The organism is Micromonospora sp. NPDC049048, from assembly GCF_043197615.1.
Lineage (GTDB): Bacteria > Actinomycetota > Actinomycetes > Mycobacteriales > Micromonosporaceae > Micromonospora.
Map to the genome: position 1 here is coordinate 460,881 of NZ_JBICTM010000006.1, position 13,205 is coordinate 474,085.

Annotated in this window: 11 protein-coding genes; 10 read left to right on the forward strand and 1 reads right to left on the reverse strand. The window is 69.5% G+C overall.

Going from position 1 to position 13,205, the window contains the following annotated elements; translation table 11 throughout:
* Positions 1 to 205 precede the first annotated feature (205 nt).
* The 8 genes from ACGFIG_RS21750 (at position 206) to ACGFIG_RS21785 (ending at position 8,416) form a co-directional block, all read left to right on the forward strand.
* On the forward strand, positions 206 to 1,561 hold the full coding sequence (locus ACGFIG_RS21750) for a helix-turn-helix domain-containing protein (protein ID WP_393005505.1): 1,356 nt from the start codon (positions 206 to 208) through the stop codon (positions 1,559 to 1,561).
* Positions 1,558 to 2,223: a 2'-5' RNA ligase family protein gene (locus ACGFIG_RS21755; RefSeq protein ID WP_393005507.1), complete on the forward strand. Its 666-nt coding sequence runs from the start codon at positions 1,558 to 1,560 to the stop codon at positions 2,221 to 2,223. The genes ACGFIG_RS21750 and ACGFIG_RS21755 overlap by 4 nt, the downstream gene beginning before the upstream one ends.
* 910 nt (positions 2,224 to 3,133) lie before the next feature.
* On the forward strand, positions 3,134 to 3,382 hold the full coding sequence (locus tag ACGFIG_RS21760; protein ID WP_393005509.1) for a hypothetical protein: 249 nt from the start codon (positions 3,134 to 3,136) through the stop codon (positions 3,380 to 3,382).
* Positions 3,383 to 3,930: 548 nt separating this feature from the next.
* Positions 3,931 to 4,605 (forward strand): GPP34 family phosphoprotein, encoded by a 675-nt coding sequence (locus ACGFIG_RS21765; RefSeq protein WP_393005511.1) that lies wholly within the window; start codon positions 3,931 to 3,933, stop codon positions 4,603 to 4,605.
* A gap of 39 nt (positions 4,606 to 4,644) precedes the next feature.
* A complete protein-coding gene (locus ACGFIG_RS21770) occupies positions 4,645 to 6,138 on the forward strand; it encodes an APC family permease (RefSeq protein WP_393005513.1) in 1,494 nt (497 codons plus the stop codon).
* 12 nt (positions 6,139 to 6,150) lie between these two features.
* Positions 6,151 to 6,807 (forward strand): GNAT family N-acetyltransferase, encoded by a 657-nt coding sequence (locus ACGFIG_RS21775; protein ID WP_393005515.1) that lies wholly within the window; start codon positions 6,151 to 6,153, stop codon positions 6,805 to 6,807.
* Positions 6,804 to 7,436 (forward strand): GNAT family N-acetyltransferase, encoded by a 633-nt coding sequence (locus ACGFIG_RS21780; protein ID WP_393005517.1) that lies wholly within the window; start codon positions 6,804 to 6,806, stop codon positions 7,434 to 7,436. Before ACGFIG_RS21775 ends, ACGFIG_RS21780 begins: the two co-directional genes overlap by 4 nt.
* 38 nt (positions 7,437 to 7,474) lie before the next feature.
* Positions 7,475 to 8,416 (forward strand): hypothetical protein, encoded by a 942-nt coding sequence (locus ACGFIG_RS21785; protein WP_393005519.1) that lies wholly within the window; start codon positions 7,475 to 7,477, stop codon positions 8,414 to 8,416.
* A 337-nt stretch (positions 8,417 to 8,753) separates the two neighbouring features.
* Here ACGFIG_RS21785 and ACGFIG_RS21790 read toward each other — a convergent pair whose 3' ends face one another.
* Positions 8,754 to 11,663, reverse strand: coding sequence for a BTAD domain-containing putative transcriptional regulator (locus tag ACGFIG_RS21790; RefSeq protein WP_393005521.1), 2,910 nt, complete (start codon positions 11,661 to 11,663; stop codon positions 8,754 to 8,756).
* 91 nt (positions 11,664 to 11,754) lie between these two features.
* Between ACGFIG_RS21790 and ACGFIG_RS21795 the strand changes: the two genes are divergently transcribed.
* Together ACGFIG_RS21795 and ACGFIG_RS21800 are read left to right on the forward strand one after the other, a co-directional pair.
* On the forward strand, positions 11,755 to 12,480 hold the full coding sequence (locus tag ACGFIG_RS21795; protein ID WP_393005523.1) for a hypothetical protein: 726 nt from the start codon (positions 11,755 to 11,757) through the stop codon (positions 12,478 to 12,480).
* 20 nt (positions 12,481 to 12,500) lie between these two features.
* A complete protein-coding gene (locus tag ACGFIG_RS21800) occupies positions 12,501 to 13,136 on the forward strand; it encodes a hypothetical protein (protein ID WP_393005524.1) in 636 nt (211 codons plus the stop codon).
* The last annotated feature ends 69 nt before the right edge of the window (positions 13,137 to 13,205 follow it).

Genomic DNA, 13,205 nt, shown 5'->3' on the forward strand with positions numbered 1-13,205 from the left:
ATTTTGACACCGCGAACTGCCCTGCAGGGGCGCCGTCGGTCTCACAATGAGACCGACGACAGGTGTGCTGTGGGCACGACCCTGGCACTACCTGCGTTCGGTACCGACGCGGCCTTCGGGCGCATCGGTGACTGTCAGAGCTGGCAGCTGTGGTCTGCACGCTTCGGGACCGCGGCGTCTGCAGGGCGATCGGAGTTAGAAGCAAATGACCAACAGCGACGAGATCCGAGCTGCCCGTCGTGCGCTTGGCCGGCAACTCGCCGAGTTGCGAAAGGCCGCCGGTCACACTCAGCATGGTTTCGCCCGGCTCGTGCAGTACGGCCGCAGCTCTGTGGCGAACACCGAGACCGGTCATCAACACCCTGACCGCGCATTCTGGGTCCGCTGCGACACCACGCTGCAGACCAGGGGCATACTCGTCGCCGAGTACGACCGCATCGCCGAATTGGACCGCCAGCAACGTCGCCTATCGGTGATGCACGCGGTCGAGCCAACGTCTCAGTCGAAGACACCACCTCCCACCAACCCTGACGCACATTGTGCGGACGGCAGCACCGTTCTGTGGGAGCACGAGGATCGCATCGATGCCCGTCGGCTGGCGCTGAAGTCCGCAGCCGACGACGACGCGCGCCTGGCGTATCTCGAGAACGAGGTACGCCAGGCGATCTGCGACAACGAACGCCTCACCCCGGCCCTCCTCACGACACGTATGCGACCGCTGCGCGCCTACGTCGACCAACTCATGGCAGGCCGGCAACACCCACCGCAGCGCGCTCGGCTATACACCGCCGCCGCCCACCTATCCGGACTACTCGCCGCCCTCGCTCTGGACCTCGGCGCGTTCCGCGTCGCACACGCCTACGCCGCCGAAGCCTTTGCCCTCGCCGACGCCGCTAAGGAGCCCGACACACAAGCCTGGGCGCGGGCGACACAGAGCTTAATCGCGTTCTACACCGGCGACTACCACGACGCGCTGGCCTACGCCCAGGACGGCCTGCATCGCGCCGGCACGAGTCCACACCGCATCCGCCTCACGATCAACGGACAAGCGCGTGCCCTTGCCCGTCTCGGCGATCGCTACGGCGTCGACAGCGCTGTCGATCGAGCATTTGCCATGCTGTCCGACTACCCACCCGTCACCCAGGTCAGCACGAGCCTTGCGCTCGGCCCGTACTGCCAGGCCAGGACAGCAGCAAACGCGGCAACCGCCTACCTGGCCCTTGATCGCACCGCACACGTCAACGACCACCTCTCCACCGCCATCGCCGCGTTTGATTCAGCCGGGCTGCGCGGCCCGCAAGCACTGAGCCGCCTTGATATGGCGACCGCGCACCTGCACGTCAACGACCCCGACCCCGAACAGGCGGCCACCCTGGTGATGGAAGCCCTCACCCTCACTGCGGACCAGCGCTTCGAGTCGGTTCACCAACGTGCCCGGCAGGTCCTCGCCACCGCCGGGCCGTTCGCTCGCCACCCGCGGCTGCGGCAGGTGGCGGACCTGCTCGTTGAGCGCACTCAGGTCGCAATCGCAACGCCGCCGGCTCTACCATCGCCGCTATGACCAGCCGGGAACTGGCCAGCCTGCACCAGCGCTGGACCGCCTACCAGGATCTGCCCAAACTCATCGAACACTGGTACTGGCGCCCGGGCTGGCGAGCCGACCGCCGGTTCTACACCTGGCACCTTACTTTCGAACACCAGCCTGAACTGCACCGCCTCGTCACCGGCCTGCAGCGTCAGCTGGTGCTGCCGGGTCTGGACCTGGTGCCGCTTGATGGTCTGCACCTGACTATGCAGGGCCTCGGCTTCACCGACGAGGTCAGCGCCCCCGACCTCAACGCAATCGTCGCCGAAGTGCGGCGGCGTTGCGCCGGCTTGGCGCCGCTGGAGCTGTCCCTCGGCCCCGCCGACCCTGACGCCGAAGGAATCGGTCTGCTGGTCCAGCCTTGGGACCGCGTCGAACATCTCCGCGCCACCATCCGGGACGCCATCGGCACGGTGTGGCCAGCCGTGCCCGAGCCTGCGGGCGGATTCCGGCCGCACGTCACCATCGCCTACAGCGGCTCACGGGCGCCGACAGATCCGATACGTGCCCGGCTAGCCGAACTCCGTAATCAGCCTCCGGCACGGGTGACGGTGAGCGAGGTGACGCTGATCGCGCTGCGGCGAGAGAATCGCACCTATCGCTGGACGACTGCGGCAACGGTGTCTCTGGCCGGGTGACCGTAAACCCTGCCGTCGCTGGCGTGAGAACGGCTTGCTCCGGAATTCCGACCAACTCGGCAGGCGCATATTGACTGTAATCAGTGACGTACTGCTCTCCGGTGCTGTCGCTGACGGTAACCTCGACGTGATGTTGCCGGGTCTCTCTGCGGCGGGCCAATGTGGCGGGTGCGGCAAGGTAGCCGAGTCGATGACACGGTGACAGATGCCGCTGCCCTCGCACCACGTGTCGTAGTCGTCTGCCAGCACCGAGACCGGGCCGAGGGCCAGGGCGGTGGTGGCGGCGACTGGCGTGGAGGTTGTGGTGGGCGCCGTGGGCGTCGCGGCGGCTGCTCGTCAGGTCGGCGCTGGTGTAGCTCCACTCCGGTAGCTTCTGCTGCATGGCGAGCGCGATGCACGGCGCGAGAATCTTCTGAGCGCCGTTGTAGGTGTTTTCCACGGGCTTGCCGGCCACAGCCGGAGCGTGCAGGGCCGTGACGCCGAATACGAGGGCGAGAGGGCCGGCAACGAGAACCCCGCCCCTCCTGAGGCTACGAATGTCCACGCTTCCCCCTTTCACATGCACGCGTGCTGACGCGATCCACCGAATGTCCTGGATGGCAAGTCGAAAAGTGCCTGTCGGTGAATTCCGACAATCCACCGACAATCTTGTCTCCCTCGTGTGGCCACCAGTCCTGCCGGTGGCAACGGTGAAAGAGTCCCCCTAGGAATGTCATCCAGATGTCGGAATTCCTGGTTTCGGGTAGCCGACACCAATGGGTCTCGCCTTTAGTTTTTCATGTTGACGTGACGGATGAATCACCTCGATTGCTGCTCGCGTTCGTCCGGTTCCCGCCTGCACCCAATCGGTCGCGGTGCGCGTCGGTGCCGGGAGGCCGGTCCGCACATCCCGCTGAAGGAGGTAGCGCCGATGCGGCGCAAGTGGTTCGCTCCCGCCGGCGACGGCGAGACCTACAGCCCTTTAGGCATTGACTGTGAAGGCGCGGCCACGCTGTTCGGGGGCCGCAGCGGCTGGATCCGCACTCTTGGTGCATCCGACGAGCAAATTGTCCAGGGGTTCGCCGAGACCAACCGCGCGTTCTGGGCCTTGCTTGACGAGCAACCGCCGCCGCAGTCGCTTCGGCGGCTGGAGCCCCGCCGACGGAAGTGGCGGGCATGAAAGCGGCGCCCCCGATCCCGCAGATCGTCGCGGGCACCCTCTTGCAGCTCGGCGGCGACGACTGGTCCTTCGGCCGGGACCTCACCCCCGGCAGTCCGGTCGACGTTGTAGTTACCTGGCTCCGTAGCGATCTGGCGCACCTCAGCGACGAGTGGATGTGGGTGACCGGCCACCGCCCCGAGTGCCTTTACTCGAGTTCTGACGAGCACCTGCCTTGCATGGAGCTGCGGGTTCGCGTTGCCGCGCTACGTCGGTACGCGAGCGCGACATGAGCCGCGGTGACGAGCCGTGCGGCCCGGCCGACCGGTTTGCGTCCGCGCGGATGACCGTCAAGCAGCACGCCGATGGCCGCAGCTGTTTTCACTGCATGCCCGATGGCAGCTGCGAACAGAACGCCTGGGCGCTACAGGAACTCGCCCAGCGCCTGTCCGTCGCCCAGACCCTCGGCCGGTGCGTCCCCTTGACGAGTGACTAGAAAGGCCAGTTGCGTGCACACTCATCCCGGCATAGCCGACGACGCCGCTTGGCCTGTGCGCGTTCATGCTTCCGTGCCGCAGCGTCAGGTCCGGGCCGCAGGCAACGTGCCCGCTCGGCCCGCGCTAATCGCTGACGAGTTCTGGTTCATGGCCCACGATGACCAGACCGGTCGGCCGCGACTGTTCGAGTCCGCGCTGAACCACGGCTTGGCTGCTGCGTTGCTGGCTGAGCTGTACTCCGAGGAGCGGATCACCTTCATTGGTGGGCGGATTGAGGTGCTGCGGCCGTCGCCGCCGAAGGACTGGCTGCAGCATCTCGTCCTTGACCGGCTGACCACGCAGTTTCAGTACGCCGACGTCCGGACGTGGTTGGCGTTCCTGGCCGTGACCGCGGGTGAGCAGGTCATGACCCGGATGTGGCAGGTCGGGCTGCTGCGGCAGCAGCAGGTCGGCCGGCTGTGGCGTCAACGCACCATCCATGTCCCGACTGACATGAATGTCGCGGCGTCGTCGTGGGCGCGGCTGTCGGTTGATCTGCGGTTGACCCGCCGCCTGACCTCCTTTGACGTGGTGCTCGCGGGCTTGGCCCTGCATACCCAGTTGGACAGGGCCCTGCTCGACGGTGCGTCGCTGGCTGTCCGCACCCATCTGCGTCAGGTGGTCGCGCAGGCCCCACAACCGGTGCGCGAGCTGCTCGCCGAGCTTGACAGCGCTGTCGGCGGAAGCGTCCTGAGTTACCGCACCTGACGTGCGGTCACGCCCTCATCCCCTGTTGAGAGAGAACTGATGCGTTCATCGAAACCCGACACCGTCTCGGCTGTGCTGGCACGCGGCCGTCTCGGGATCCCGTCCGTGGTGTTCTTCGTCATCGCCGCGGCGGCGCCGTTGACCGTTGTCGCCGGGGGCGCGACCACCGGGTACGCCGTCACGGGCGTCGTCGGCATTCCTGTGTCCTACCTTGTCGTCGCTGCGATCCTTGCGCTGTTCGCTGTCGGCTACGTGGCCATGTCGCGGCGCATCGTCAACGCCGGCGCGTTCTACACCTACGTCGCGCACGGTCTGGGCAAGCCGGCCGGCGTCGCCACCGCCTTCGTCGCGCTGTTGGCGTACAACGCGATGCAGATCGGCCTCTACGGCGGGTTCGGCGCGGTGCTGGCCCAGTTCCTGCAGGACCGCTACGGCTGGCACACGACTTGGTGGCTGTGCGCGCTGGCCGCGTGGGCTGCCGTGACCGTTCTCGGGCTGTTGCGTATCGACCTCAACGGCAAGGTGCTGGCCGTCGTGCTTATCGCCGAGTGCGCCGTCGCGGTCGTCTTCGACGTCGTCATGGTCAGCAACCCGGCCGCCGGCGGGATCAGCTTTGACACGCTCGCCCCGTCGCACATCTTCGCCGCTGGCATCGGTGCGGCGCTGGTCACCGCGATCACGGGTTTCGTGGGTTTCGAAGGCACCGTCGTGTTCAGCGAGGAGACGAAGGACCCGCGCCGGACCGTACCGCGGGCCACCTACATCGCGGTGGCGGTCATCGGTCTGCTGTACGGGCTGTCGGCGTGGGCGATGTCCGTCGCCACCGGCCCCGATAAGATCGTCGACTCGGCTCGCGCCGACGGCACCGACCTCATGTTCAACCTGGTGTCGCCGCATCTCGGCGCCAGTGTCGTTATGGTCGGTCGGGTCTTGTTCATCACCAGCCTGTTCGCCGCGCTGCTGGCGTTTCACCACACCGTCGCCCGGTACCTGTTCGCCCTCGGCCGCGAGCGGGTCCTGCCCGCGTGGCTGGGCCGCACGAGCCGCCGCACCGGCGCTCCGAAGGCGGGCTCGATCGTGCAGAGCGTCATCGCGGTAGCCGTCCTCGCCGGCTACGCGGTGGCCGGCGCCGACCCGATCGTGCACTTGTTCTTCTGGATCACCGTCACCGGCGGCCTCGGCGTGCTGATCCTGATGACCGTCACCTCCGCCGCGGTGGTCGCCTTCTTCGCCCGCACCCCACACCACGACGGCCTGTGGCGCACCGCGATCGCACCACTGGCCGCCACCGGAGCGCTGGCCGCCATCCTCGTCGTCACCATCCAAGAGTTCGACACGCTGCTCGGGGTCGCCGCGACATCGCCGCTGCGCTGGTGGTTCCCCGCCGCCTACGCCATCGCCGCCGTCCTCGGCGCCATATGGGCAGTCATTCTGCGCGCTACCCGCCCCGACGTGTTCGCCGCGATCGGGTTGGGCGCGGAGAGCACCACTGCTGCGCTGCGCACCCCCGACGCCACCCGCCTGCCGGTCTGACCAGGAGCGACCATGCGATCGAACAGCACCCTCACCGTCCGCCAGGCCACACGAGACGACGCCGGCCCGCTCATCACCGTGCTGGTGGAGGCGTTCCTCAATGGGCCTGTCGCCGACTGGCTCGTCCCCGACCTCGACGAGCGCCGCAACGTCTACTTCCGCTACTTCACGCACGTTCTCCACCACGGGCTTCAGCACGGTCGCGTCGACACGACCTCCGACCTGTCAGCCGTCGCGATCTGGTACACTCGCGACGAAGTGCCACTACGGGCACCAGCCGACCACCACCACAAGGTGGAGGAAGCCACCGGCAGGTACGCACCGAAGTTCCTGCTGCTCGACGCCATCTTCGAAACACACCACCCACAGGCCCCACACGACTACCTCGCCTACGTCGCCGTCGACCCCTGCCAGCAAGGCCAAGGCGTCGGCTCGGCGCTGCTCACCACCGCACACCGCACGCTGGACGCGACCAACCGGCCGGCGTACCTGGAGGCCAGCAACACCCGCAACCGGGACCTGTACCTACGCCTCGGCTACCGCCAAGGCGCCCCGATCCACCTACCCACCCAAGGCCCTCTGATCTGGAGAATGTGGCGCGGCCAACCAACCGACGGCACCCCCGCACCCTTCCCGACCGACCTCCTACCACGCAGGCGACCACGGTGAACGGCCCCACCCTGGACACCACCATCCGCCAGGCAAAACCATCCGACGTGGCGGCGATCACGGTGCTGCTGGCCGGCGCACTCGACGATGACCCCGTCATCCAGTGGCTGCTGCCCGACTCCACCGAGCGCGTCACCGTCCTGCACCGCCTGCTCGCCGTCGACGTCGATCACGCGATTGAGACCGGGACCGTCGACGTGACGCTGAACCTCTCGGCAGTCGCGGTGTGGCGCAGACACGACCCGGACGCCCCGCGCTGGCCGCTCGGGGACCACCACCTGACAACCTTCGCCGGCACCGCAGCCCACCGCCTGTCGGAGCTCAACTCCGCCATCGACAGCTACAGGTCCTGGGCGCCGCACCACTGGCTGTCCTGGCTCGCCGTGCACCCCGCCTACCAGCGGCAGGGCCTCGCCGGCGAACTGCTGCGCCGACACCACCACGTCGTCGACGGCACCGGATGGCCGATCTACACCATGGCCACCACCGAAGCCGCTCGAAACATGCTCCGCCAGCAGGGATACCACGCCGCACTGCCGCTGCACCTGCCCAGCGGACCGAAGCTCTGGCCCCTGAGCAGAAGGGCCCGCCCGGTCCGCCCGACAGCCGTTTCTTGCCGCCACTGCTGACCAACGCGGCCCCGCCGATCGGCGCCGGGGCCGCCGTGATGCTCCGGCGCCGCATCGCCACCACCCAAGGAGGAACCAACCGCATGCCCATGCCCCGACGACACGCTCCCACCCGCCTTGTGGTGGGTCTTCTCGGCAGCGTCCTGCTCACCGCCTGCCAGTCAGGCCCGCCAACCGGCCGGTCAACGTCCACACCACCATCGCCGCCGCACCAGCAGCCCACCCTCTTACCACCCCCGGTCGCCACCGGACCGAACCTCACCGCGCAGCAACGCCTGACCGCCCTCGCCGCCAGCATTGCCGCCGTCCCGGCCGACACCACCACCGGCCGGCCCTACACCTACCTGCACCTGCAGATGTGGAACCGCGCCACCAACGCGATCACCCGCACCGACCTGCGACGCTGGCGACGCAGCGCGGACAACTCCGGACGCGAAACCACCCGCCGCCTACCCGACATGCTCGGCGTCAACCACCACCCCGACCCCGACGAACGGAAACTGTTCGCACACGCCCCACAGAAGACCACTCAGTACGGGCAGGGCACCCTGCGCCACTACCTGCCCGAGCCGTCACCCACCGACCCCACCACGCTGGCCCACGCCCTCGCGCCACCGATACTGGCCAACGAACCCGCGTACCCCCTCCTGCTCGCCTCCGGCGTCGTCGGACTCGCCACCAGCCAATACCTCAACCATCAACAGCGAATCGCGACCCTGCGACTCCTCGCCAGCATCCCCACCATCACCTACCAAGGCAAAACCACCGACATCGCCGGCCGCACAGGCCTGGCCTTCGCGGTGACCGCCGACGGGTCAACCTGGCAACTCATCATCGACGGACACACAGGCGAACTCCTGGCCGGCCACGAACGTGTGACCGGCACACGACCGGGCCTGTTCTCGTACGTGCTCATCCTCGAACGCGGCCACACCACTGACACCTCCGAGCCCTGTGAGCCACCCACTCCGGTCGAGTAGCGGTCTGAGCCCGGTCGACCGCCGCAAGCCAGGCTCGAATAACCACAGGGTGCCACTGATCAAGGGCATCCCCAGCCGGCCCCGGGAGTGTTGCGATTTCGACACACTCCCGGTAACCAACGCAGTCCGCCACGGCGACGGCCACGGACGTCTGCGAAGCAGAAGGTGCTGGGCAGGCCCGGAACAGGTGTTGTGGTGGTTGTCAGAGGTGGGTAGAGGGCTGGCCCGGCCGTCCGTGCGGGCGCCGCTGGTGGCGCCCCGGAGGATCCCGGCCGGAGCGGAACGTCCCGCCCTGCCAACCTCCGCGATGCGCGACCGTAGCCGCCCGCGACGATGATCAGCCGGCACCAGCCGGCCGGCGTCCGCCGTGCACCTCCGAGCGCGCGGTCCGCGCCCGCAGCTCGGCACGGACCTCGTCGGCCTCGGCGCTGCCCACCTCGGTGAACAGGGCCAGCGCCAGCCGGAGCTGTTGGATCCCGCCAGCGGGGTCACCGCGCCGGAACAGCATCCGGCCGAGCCGGCGTAGCGCCACCGCTTCTCCGTGGCGGAAGTCGGCCCGCCGCATCGCCTCCACGGCCAGTTCGGCGTACCGGACGGCCGGACCGACCTGTCCGTCGCCGAGGCACGCCTCGGCCAGGGTGCCCATCAGGCTGCCCCGGTTGCGCTCGTTGAGCGGTACGCCGGCGACCGCCAGGCCACGCCGCAGGTAGTGCAGCGCCGAGCGGTAGCGACCGAGCATGCACTGCACCTCGCCGAGGTTGCCCAGCGCGTTGGCCTCGATTTCCGGGGCGGCGCTGCGGCGGGCGAGGCGTGCCGCCGCCCGGCAGTGGCGGATCGATTCCTCGTAGCGGCCGGCCAGGCGGTACGCCATGCCGATGTTGCCCTTGGTGGCGGCGCAGGAGCGCAGGTCGCCGAGCCGCTGCCGCAGCCGCAGGCTGCGCGTGAAGCATTCGGCCGACTCCTCGTACTCGCCGGCCATGCCGTGCAGGACGCCGAGTTGGTTGAGCGCGCGGGCTTGGCCCTCGTCGTCGCCCACGGCACGGCTGATCTCCAGGCCGCGGCGCAGCAGGCGCGTCGCCTCTTCGGTGCGGTGCAGGTGGAAGTAGGCCACCGCCAGGTCGTGCAGCAGACCCGCCTGCGCCACCCGGTCGTCCAACCGCTCCGCCGCGGCGATCCCCGCCTGGTCCACGGTGATCCAGTCGCCCACGTGACCGCGCATCTCGAAGAACAGGAAGAGGCTGTCGGCCAGATCGACGCCAGCGCGCGCGGTGGCCGCCGAGGCGGCGGACTGGACCACGGCAGCCACCAGGTTCGGTCGTTCGGCGATCAGCCACTCCAGCGCCGCGTCGGCGTCCACGAAGTGTTCCGGGCCGCTGACCGGCGCCGCCCGGGTGCCCGGACGCAGCAACGCCACCGCATGGCGGGTCCGCTCCAGGTAGTACGTGAACATCCGGTTCAGGGCGGCCGTCCGCTGCGCTTCCGTCTCGTCTTCGGCCCGCTCACGGGCGAAGAGCCGGATCAGGTCGTGCAGTGCGTACCGGTTCGCCACGGGCTCGTCGAGCAGTCGCGCGTCGACCAGCTCGTCGAGCGCGTCCAGCGCCGACGACACGTCGACGTCGAGCAGCGCCGCAGCCACCGCGCAGGTGACGTCCGGGCCGTCGACGGCGCCGATGAGCCCGAACAGCCGGGGCGCCAGCGGATGTGTCAGGTGTTGGTAGCTGACCAGGAAGCTGCTGCGCACCGCGACGTCGCCCAGGCGCAGCTCGTGCAGCACGCGATGCTCGTCGCGCAGGCGGTCGTCGAGCGTCGCCAGGGTCCAGTTCTCTCTGGCCGCCAGGCGCGCGCCGGCGATCCGGATCGCCAGGGGCAGTCCGCCCAGCCGGCGGACCAACCGGGCGGCGGTGTCGGCCTCGGCGTCGATCCGCGTGGCGCCGACGAGCCGGCGGAGCAGTTCGACGGCGTCGGCGTCGTCGAGCACGTCGAGTTCCAGGTGGGTGGCGCCGTCGACGTCGCTGAGGCTGCGACGGGACGTCACCAGGACCGCGCACCCGGCGCCGGCCGGAATCAGGGGCCGCACCTGCCCGGCGTCGTACGCGTTGTCGAGCACCAGCAGCAGGCGCCGGTCGGCCAGCAGCGACCGCAGCGTGGCCGACGCCTCGGCCACGTCGACGGGGATCGCCGTCTCGGCGACACCGAGCGTCCGCAGGAGGCGGCCCAGCGCGTCTAGGGGCGACACCGGGAACACGCCGGCCGTGGCACCGCGCAGGTCCACGTAGAGCTGCCCGTCAGGAAAGGAGTCGGCCACCTGGTGCGCCGCCCGCACCGCCAGCGCCGACTTGCCGACCCCCGCCGGTCCGCTCACCACGCACAGCGGCATGCCGGATCCGGGCCCGGTGCTCAGCGCGTCCCGCAGTGCCGCGAGAGCCCGCTCCCGCCCGACGAGCGTCGGCACGGTGTGCGGCAGCTGCCGGGTCGCCGTAGCCGCCGGCCTGGGCGCGCGGGTGTCGGTCGGCGCCGGCTTCGCCGCCAGTTCGCCGAGCCGGTGCAGCACCGGGCCCGGTTCCAGTTCGAGCTCGTCGGCCAGGGCCCGACGACATCGCCGGTAGGCGTCGACGGCCTCACCGCGGCGCCCGAGGTGGTGCAGCGTCATCACCTGCTGCTCGGCGAAGCGCTCGTGCAACGGGTACCGCGCGACGAGTTCGTCGAGCACCGCCAGCATCTCGTGGTGCCGGCCCAGGTCCAGCCCGACGTCGACGTACTCCTCGTACGCCGTCAGCCGCTGCCGGTGCAGCCACGCGACGTTGACCCCGAAGCTGCCCAGGCACGCCACGTCGGCCAGTGGGTCACCACGCCACAGGTCCAGCGCGCACCGGTAGAGCGTGCCGGCCTCATCGATCAGGCCGGACCCCGCCGCCGCACGGGCGGACTCCAGGAGGGCGTCGAACCGGGACACGTCCAGTTCGGCCGGGTCGACCGTCATCCGGTAGCCGGGCGGGTCCGACGCCAGCCGGTCACCCACGAGCTGCCGCAGGCGCCACACGTGGAGCTGGACGTTCTTGCGCGCGGTGCGGGGCGGCTCGTCACCCCAGAGCAGGTCGACGATGTCGTCGACCGCGGTGGCCCGGTTGGCGTGCAGCAGCAGCGCGGCGAGCACCGCCCGCTGCCGGGGCGGACCGGCGGGGACAGGCTGATCGTCCGCGCAGATCTGCACCGGACCGAGCAGCCCGAAGGTCAGCCGACCACCCATACCCCCGAAGCATAGCGGCCCATCTATACCAGAAATAGAACGGCGGCTGGGAAGCTGCGCCGCACCTCCCACCGGGAAAGGAGATCCTCCCGTGTCTGATCGCAACCTCGGAGAGCGGCTGCCTGTCTGGGTGCCGGCGATGTGGGCCGCCGTGCTCGTCGCCGCGCTGCTGGTGCCGGCCGGCCCCGCCCACGCCTCACACCCCAACCCCTCCTCTACCCGCCACCTGCACAACATGCACTACGCCACGTCCGGATCGTCGGCGGGCGCCAACGACGAGCAGTTCTGCGTCGAGTCCACCGACACGTCCAAGGTCAGCCACAGCGCGGCACGCGCCTTCGTCAAGCAGACGCTGACCGAGATGGGATCCGGGAAGGTCTGGGACGGCCTAGGCAACTGGCGCATCGACCTGTGGGCGACGAGCAGCAACTGCACCTCGTACCCGGCCTCGACCCGCAACACCATCGAAATCGAGATCCACTACGGCTGGGACTGGAGCGCACGCTGCGGCGCCCCCGTGGGCTACTACAACTGCGTCGAGCACGACAACCCCGTGTGGGACGCCGCCCAGGGCCACTACGACAGCCAGTGGGCGTACGTCTTCCTGGTCTTCAGCTCCGGCGGACGCCTCGACAACGTGGGACGGGGCTTCATCAACCACGAGTTCGGGCACGTCTTCGGGCTGGCCGACGACAACGGCAACTGCAACCCGCCCAGCCTCATGCACAGCACCGTCGTCGGCTACGGCTGCGGCAACTGGACCAACTGGTACCCGAGCCCGTCCGACTTCCAGTCCGTCCTGAACGTCATGGCCTGACGTTCCCGCGAGGAGTCACGATGGCACGACACGCCCTCAGGAACCGCCTGTTGACCACGCTGACGGCCTGCCTCGCGTCGGCCGTCGCGGTCGGAGCCGTCGCGGTGTCCGTACTCGACCGCGACCACGGGCACGACCACGACGACCACGCCCACGTCGACACCACCAACGGGCTGCTCGTCACCAACCGCTCGTCGCTGCGGATGTGCGTCGAGGCCGGCGGCGCCGACGGGCAGGCCATCCACACCGACCTGCTCGCGGGACTCGATCGGGCACGTCAGGACCCGAACTGGACCGGCGCCTACGGCAGGGCACGCTTCGACCCGGCGACGGCGCTGACGTCCGGCTGCCCGGCCCCGAACCTTCCTGACCGGGTCGAACGCACGACGGTGGCCGGACCGGGCCTCACCGACGATCCGAGCCCGTACCGCGTCTGGGTCTACGTCCTCGACGAGCCCACCGCCGACCGGATCCTCGGCGTCGGCCGACCGGCCGACGTGGCGACCGCCGAACTGATGCGCGAGGCGAACAGCATGTGGCCCGTCTCCACGGCCCTGCTTGTCCGCCGCAGCCACGTAGCGGACGCGGCTGCGGTGGCGCCGACACTGCGCGCCGCGCTGGGTCTCGTCCGGGCGCACCAGGAACCCGCCCCGTGAACACCCTCCGGCCGGCGCTACCGGCCGGAGGCCAGCGTCCCATCCCGCCCGATCCCGCCCTCGCGGCCG

What these genes read in the sequence shown, in the direction of transcription:
- ACGFIG_RS21790 (WP_393005521.1), bottom strand. Translation starts at nt 11,663, where the DNA reads ATGGGTGGTCGGCTGACCTTCGGGCTGCTCGGTCCGGTGCAGATCTGC.
- ACGFIG_RS21775 (WP_393005515.1), top strand. Translation starts at nt 6,151, where the DNA reads ATGCGATCGAACAGCACCCTCACCGTCCGCCAGGCCACACGAGACGAC.
- ACGFIG_RS21750 (WP_393005505.1), top strand. Translation starts at nt 206, where the DNA reads ATGACCAACAGCGACGAGATCCGAGCTGCCCGTCGTGCGCTTGGCCGG.
- ACGFIG_RS21770 (WP_393005513.1), top strand. Translation starts at nt 4,645, where the DNA reads ATGCGTTCATCGAAACCCGACACCGTCTCGGCTGTGCTGGCACGCGGC.
- ACGFIG_RS21800 (WP_393005524.1), top strand. Translation starts at nt 12,501, where the DNA reads ATGGCACGACACGCCCTCAGGAACCGCCTGTTGACCACGCTGACGGCC.
- ACGFIG_RS21755 (WP_393005507.1), top strand. Translation starts at nt 1,558, where the DNA reads ATGACCAGCCGGGAACTGGCCAGCCTGCACCAGCGCTGGACCGCCTAC.
- ACGFIG_RS21785 (WP_393005519.1), top strand. Translation starts at nt 7,475, where the DNA reads ATGCTCCGGCGCCGCATCGCCACCACCCAAGGAGGAACCAACCGCATG.
- ACGFIG_RS21760 (WP_393005509.1), top strand. Translation starts at nt 3,134, where the DNA reads ATGCGGCGCAAGTGGTTCGCTCCCGCCGGCGACGGCGAGACCTACAGC.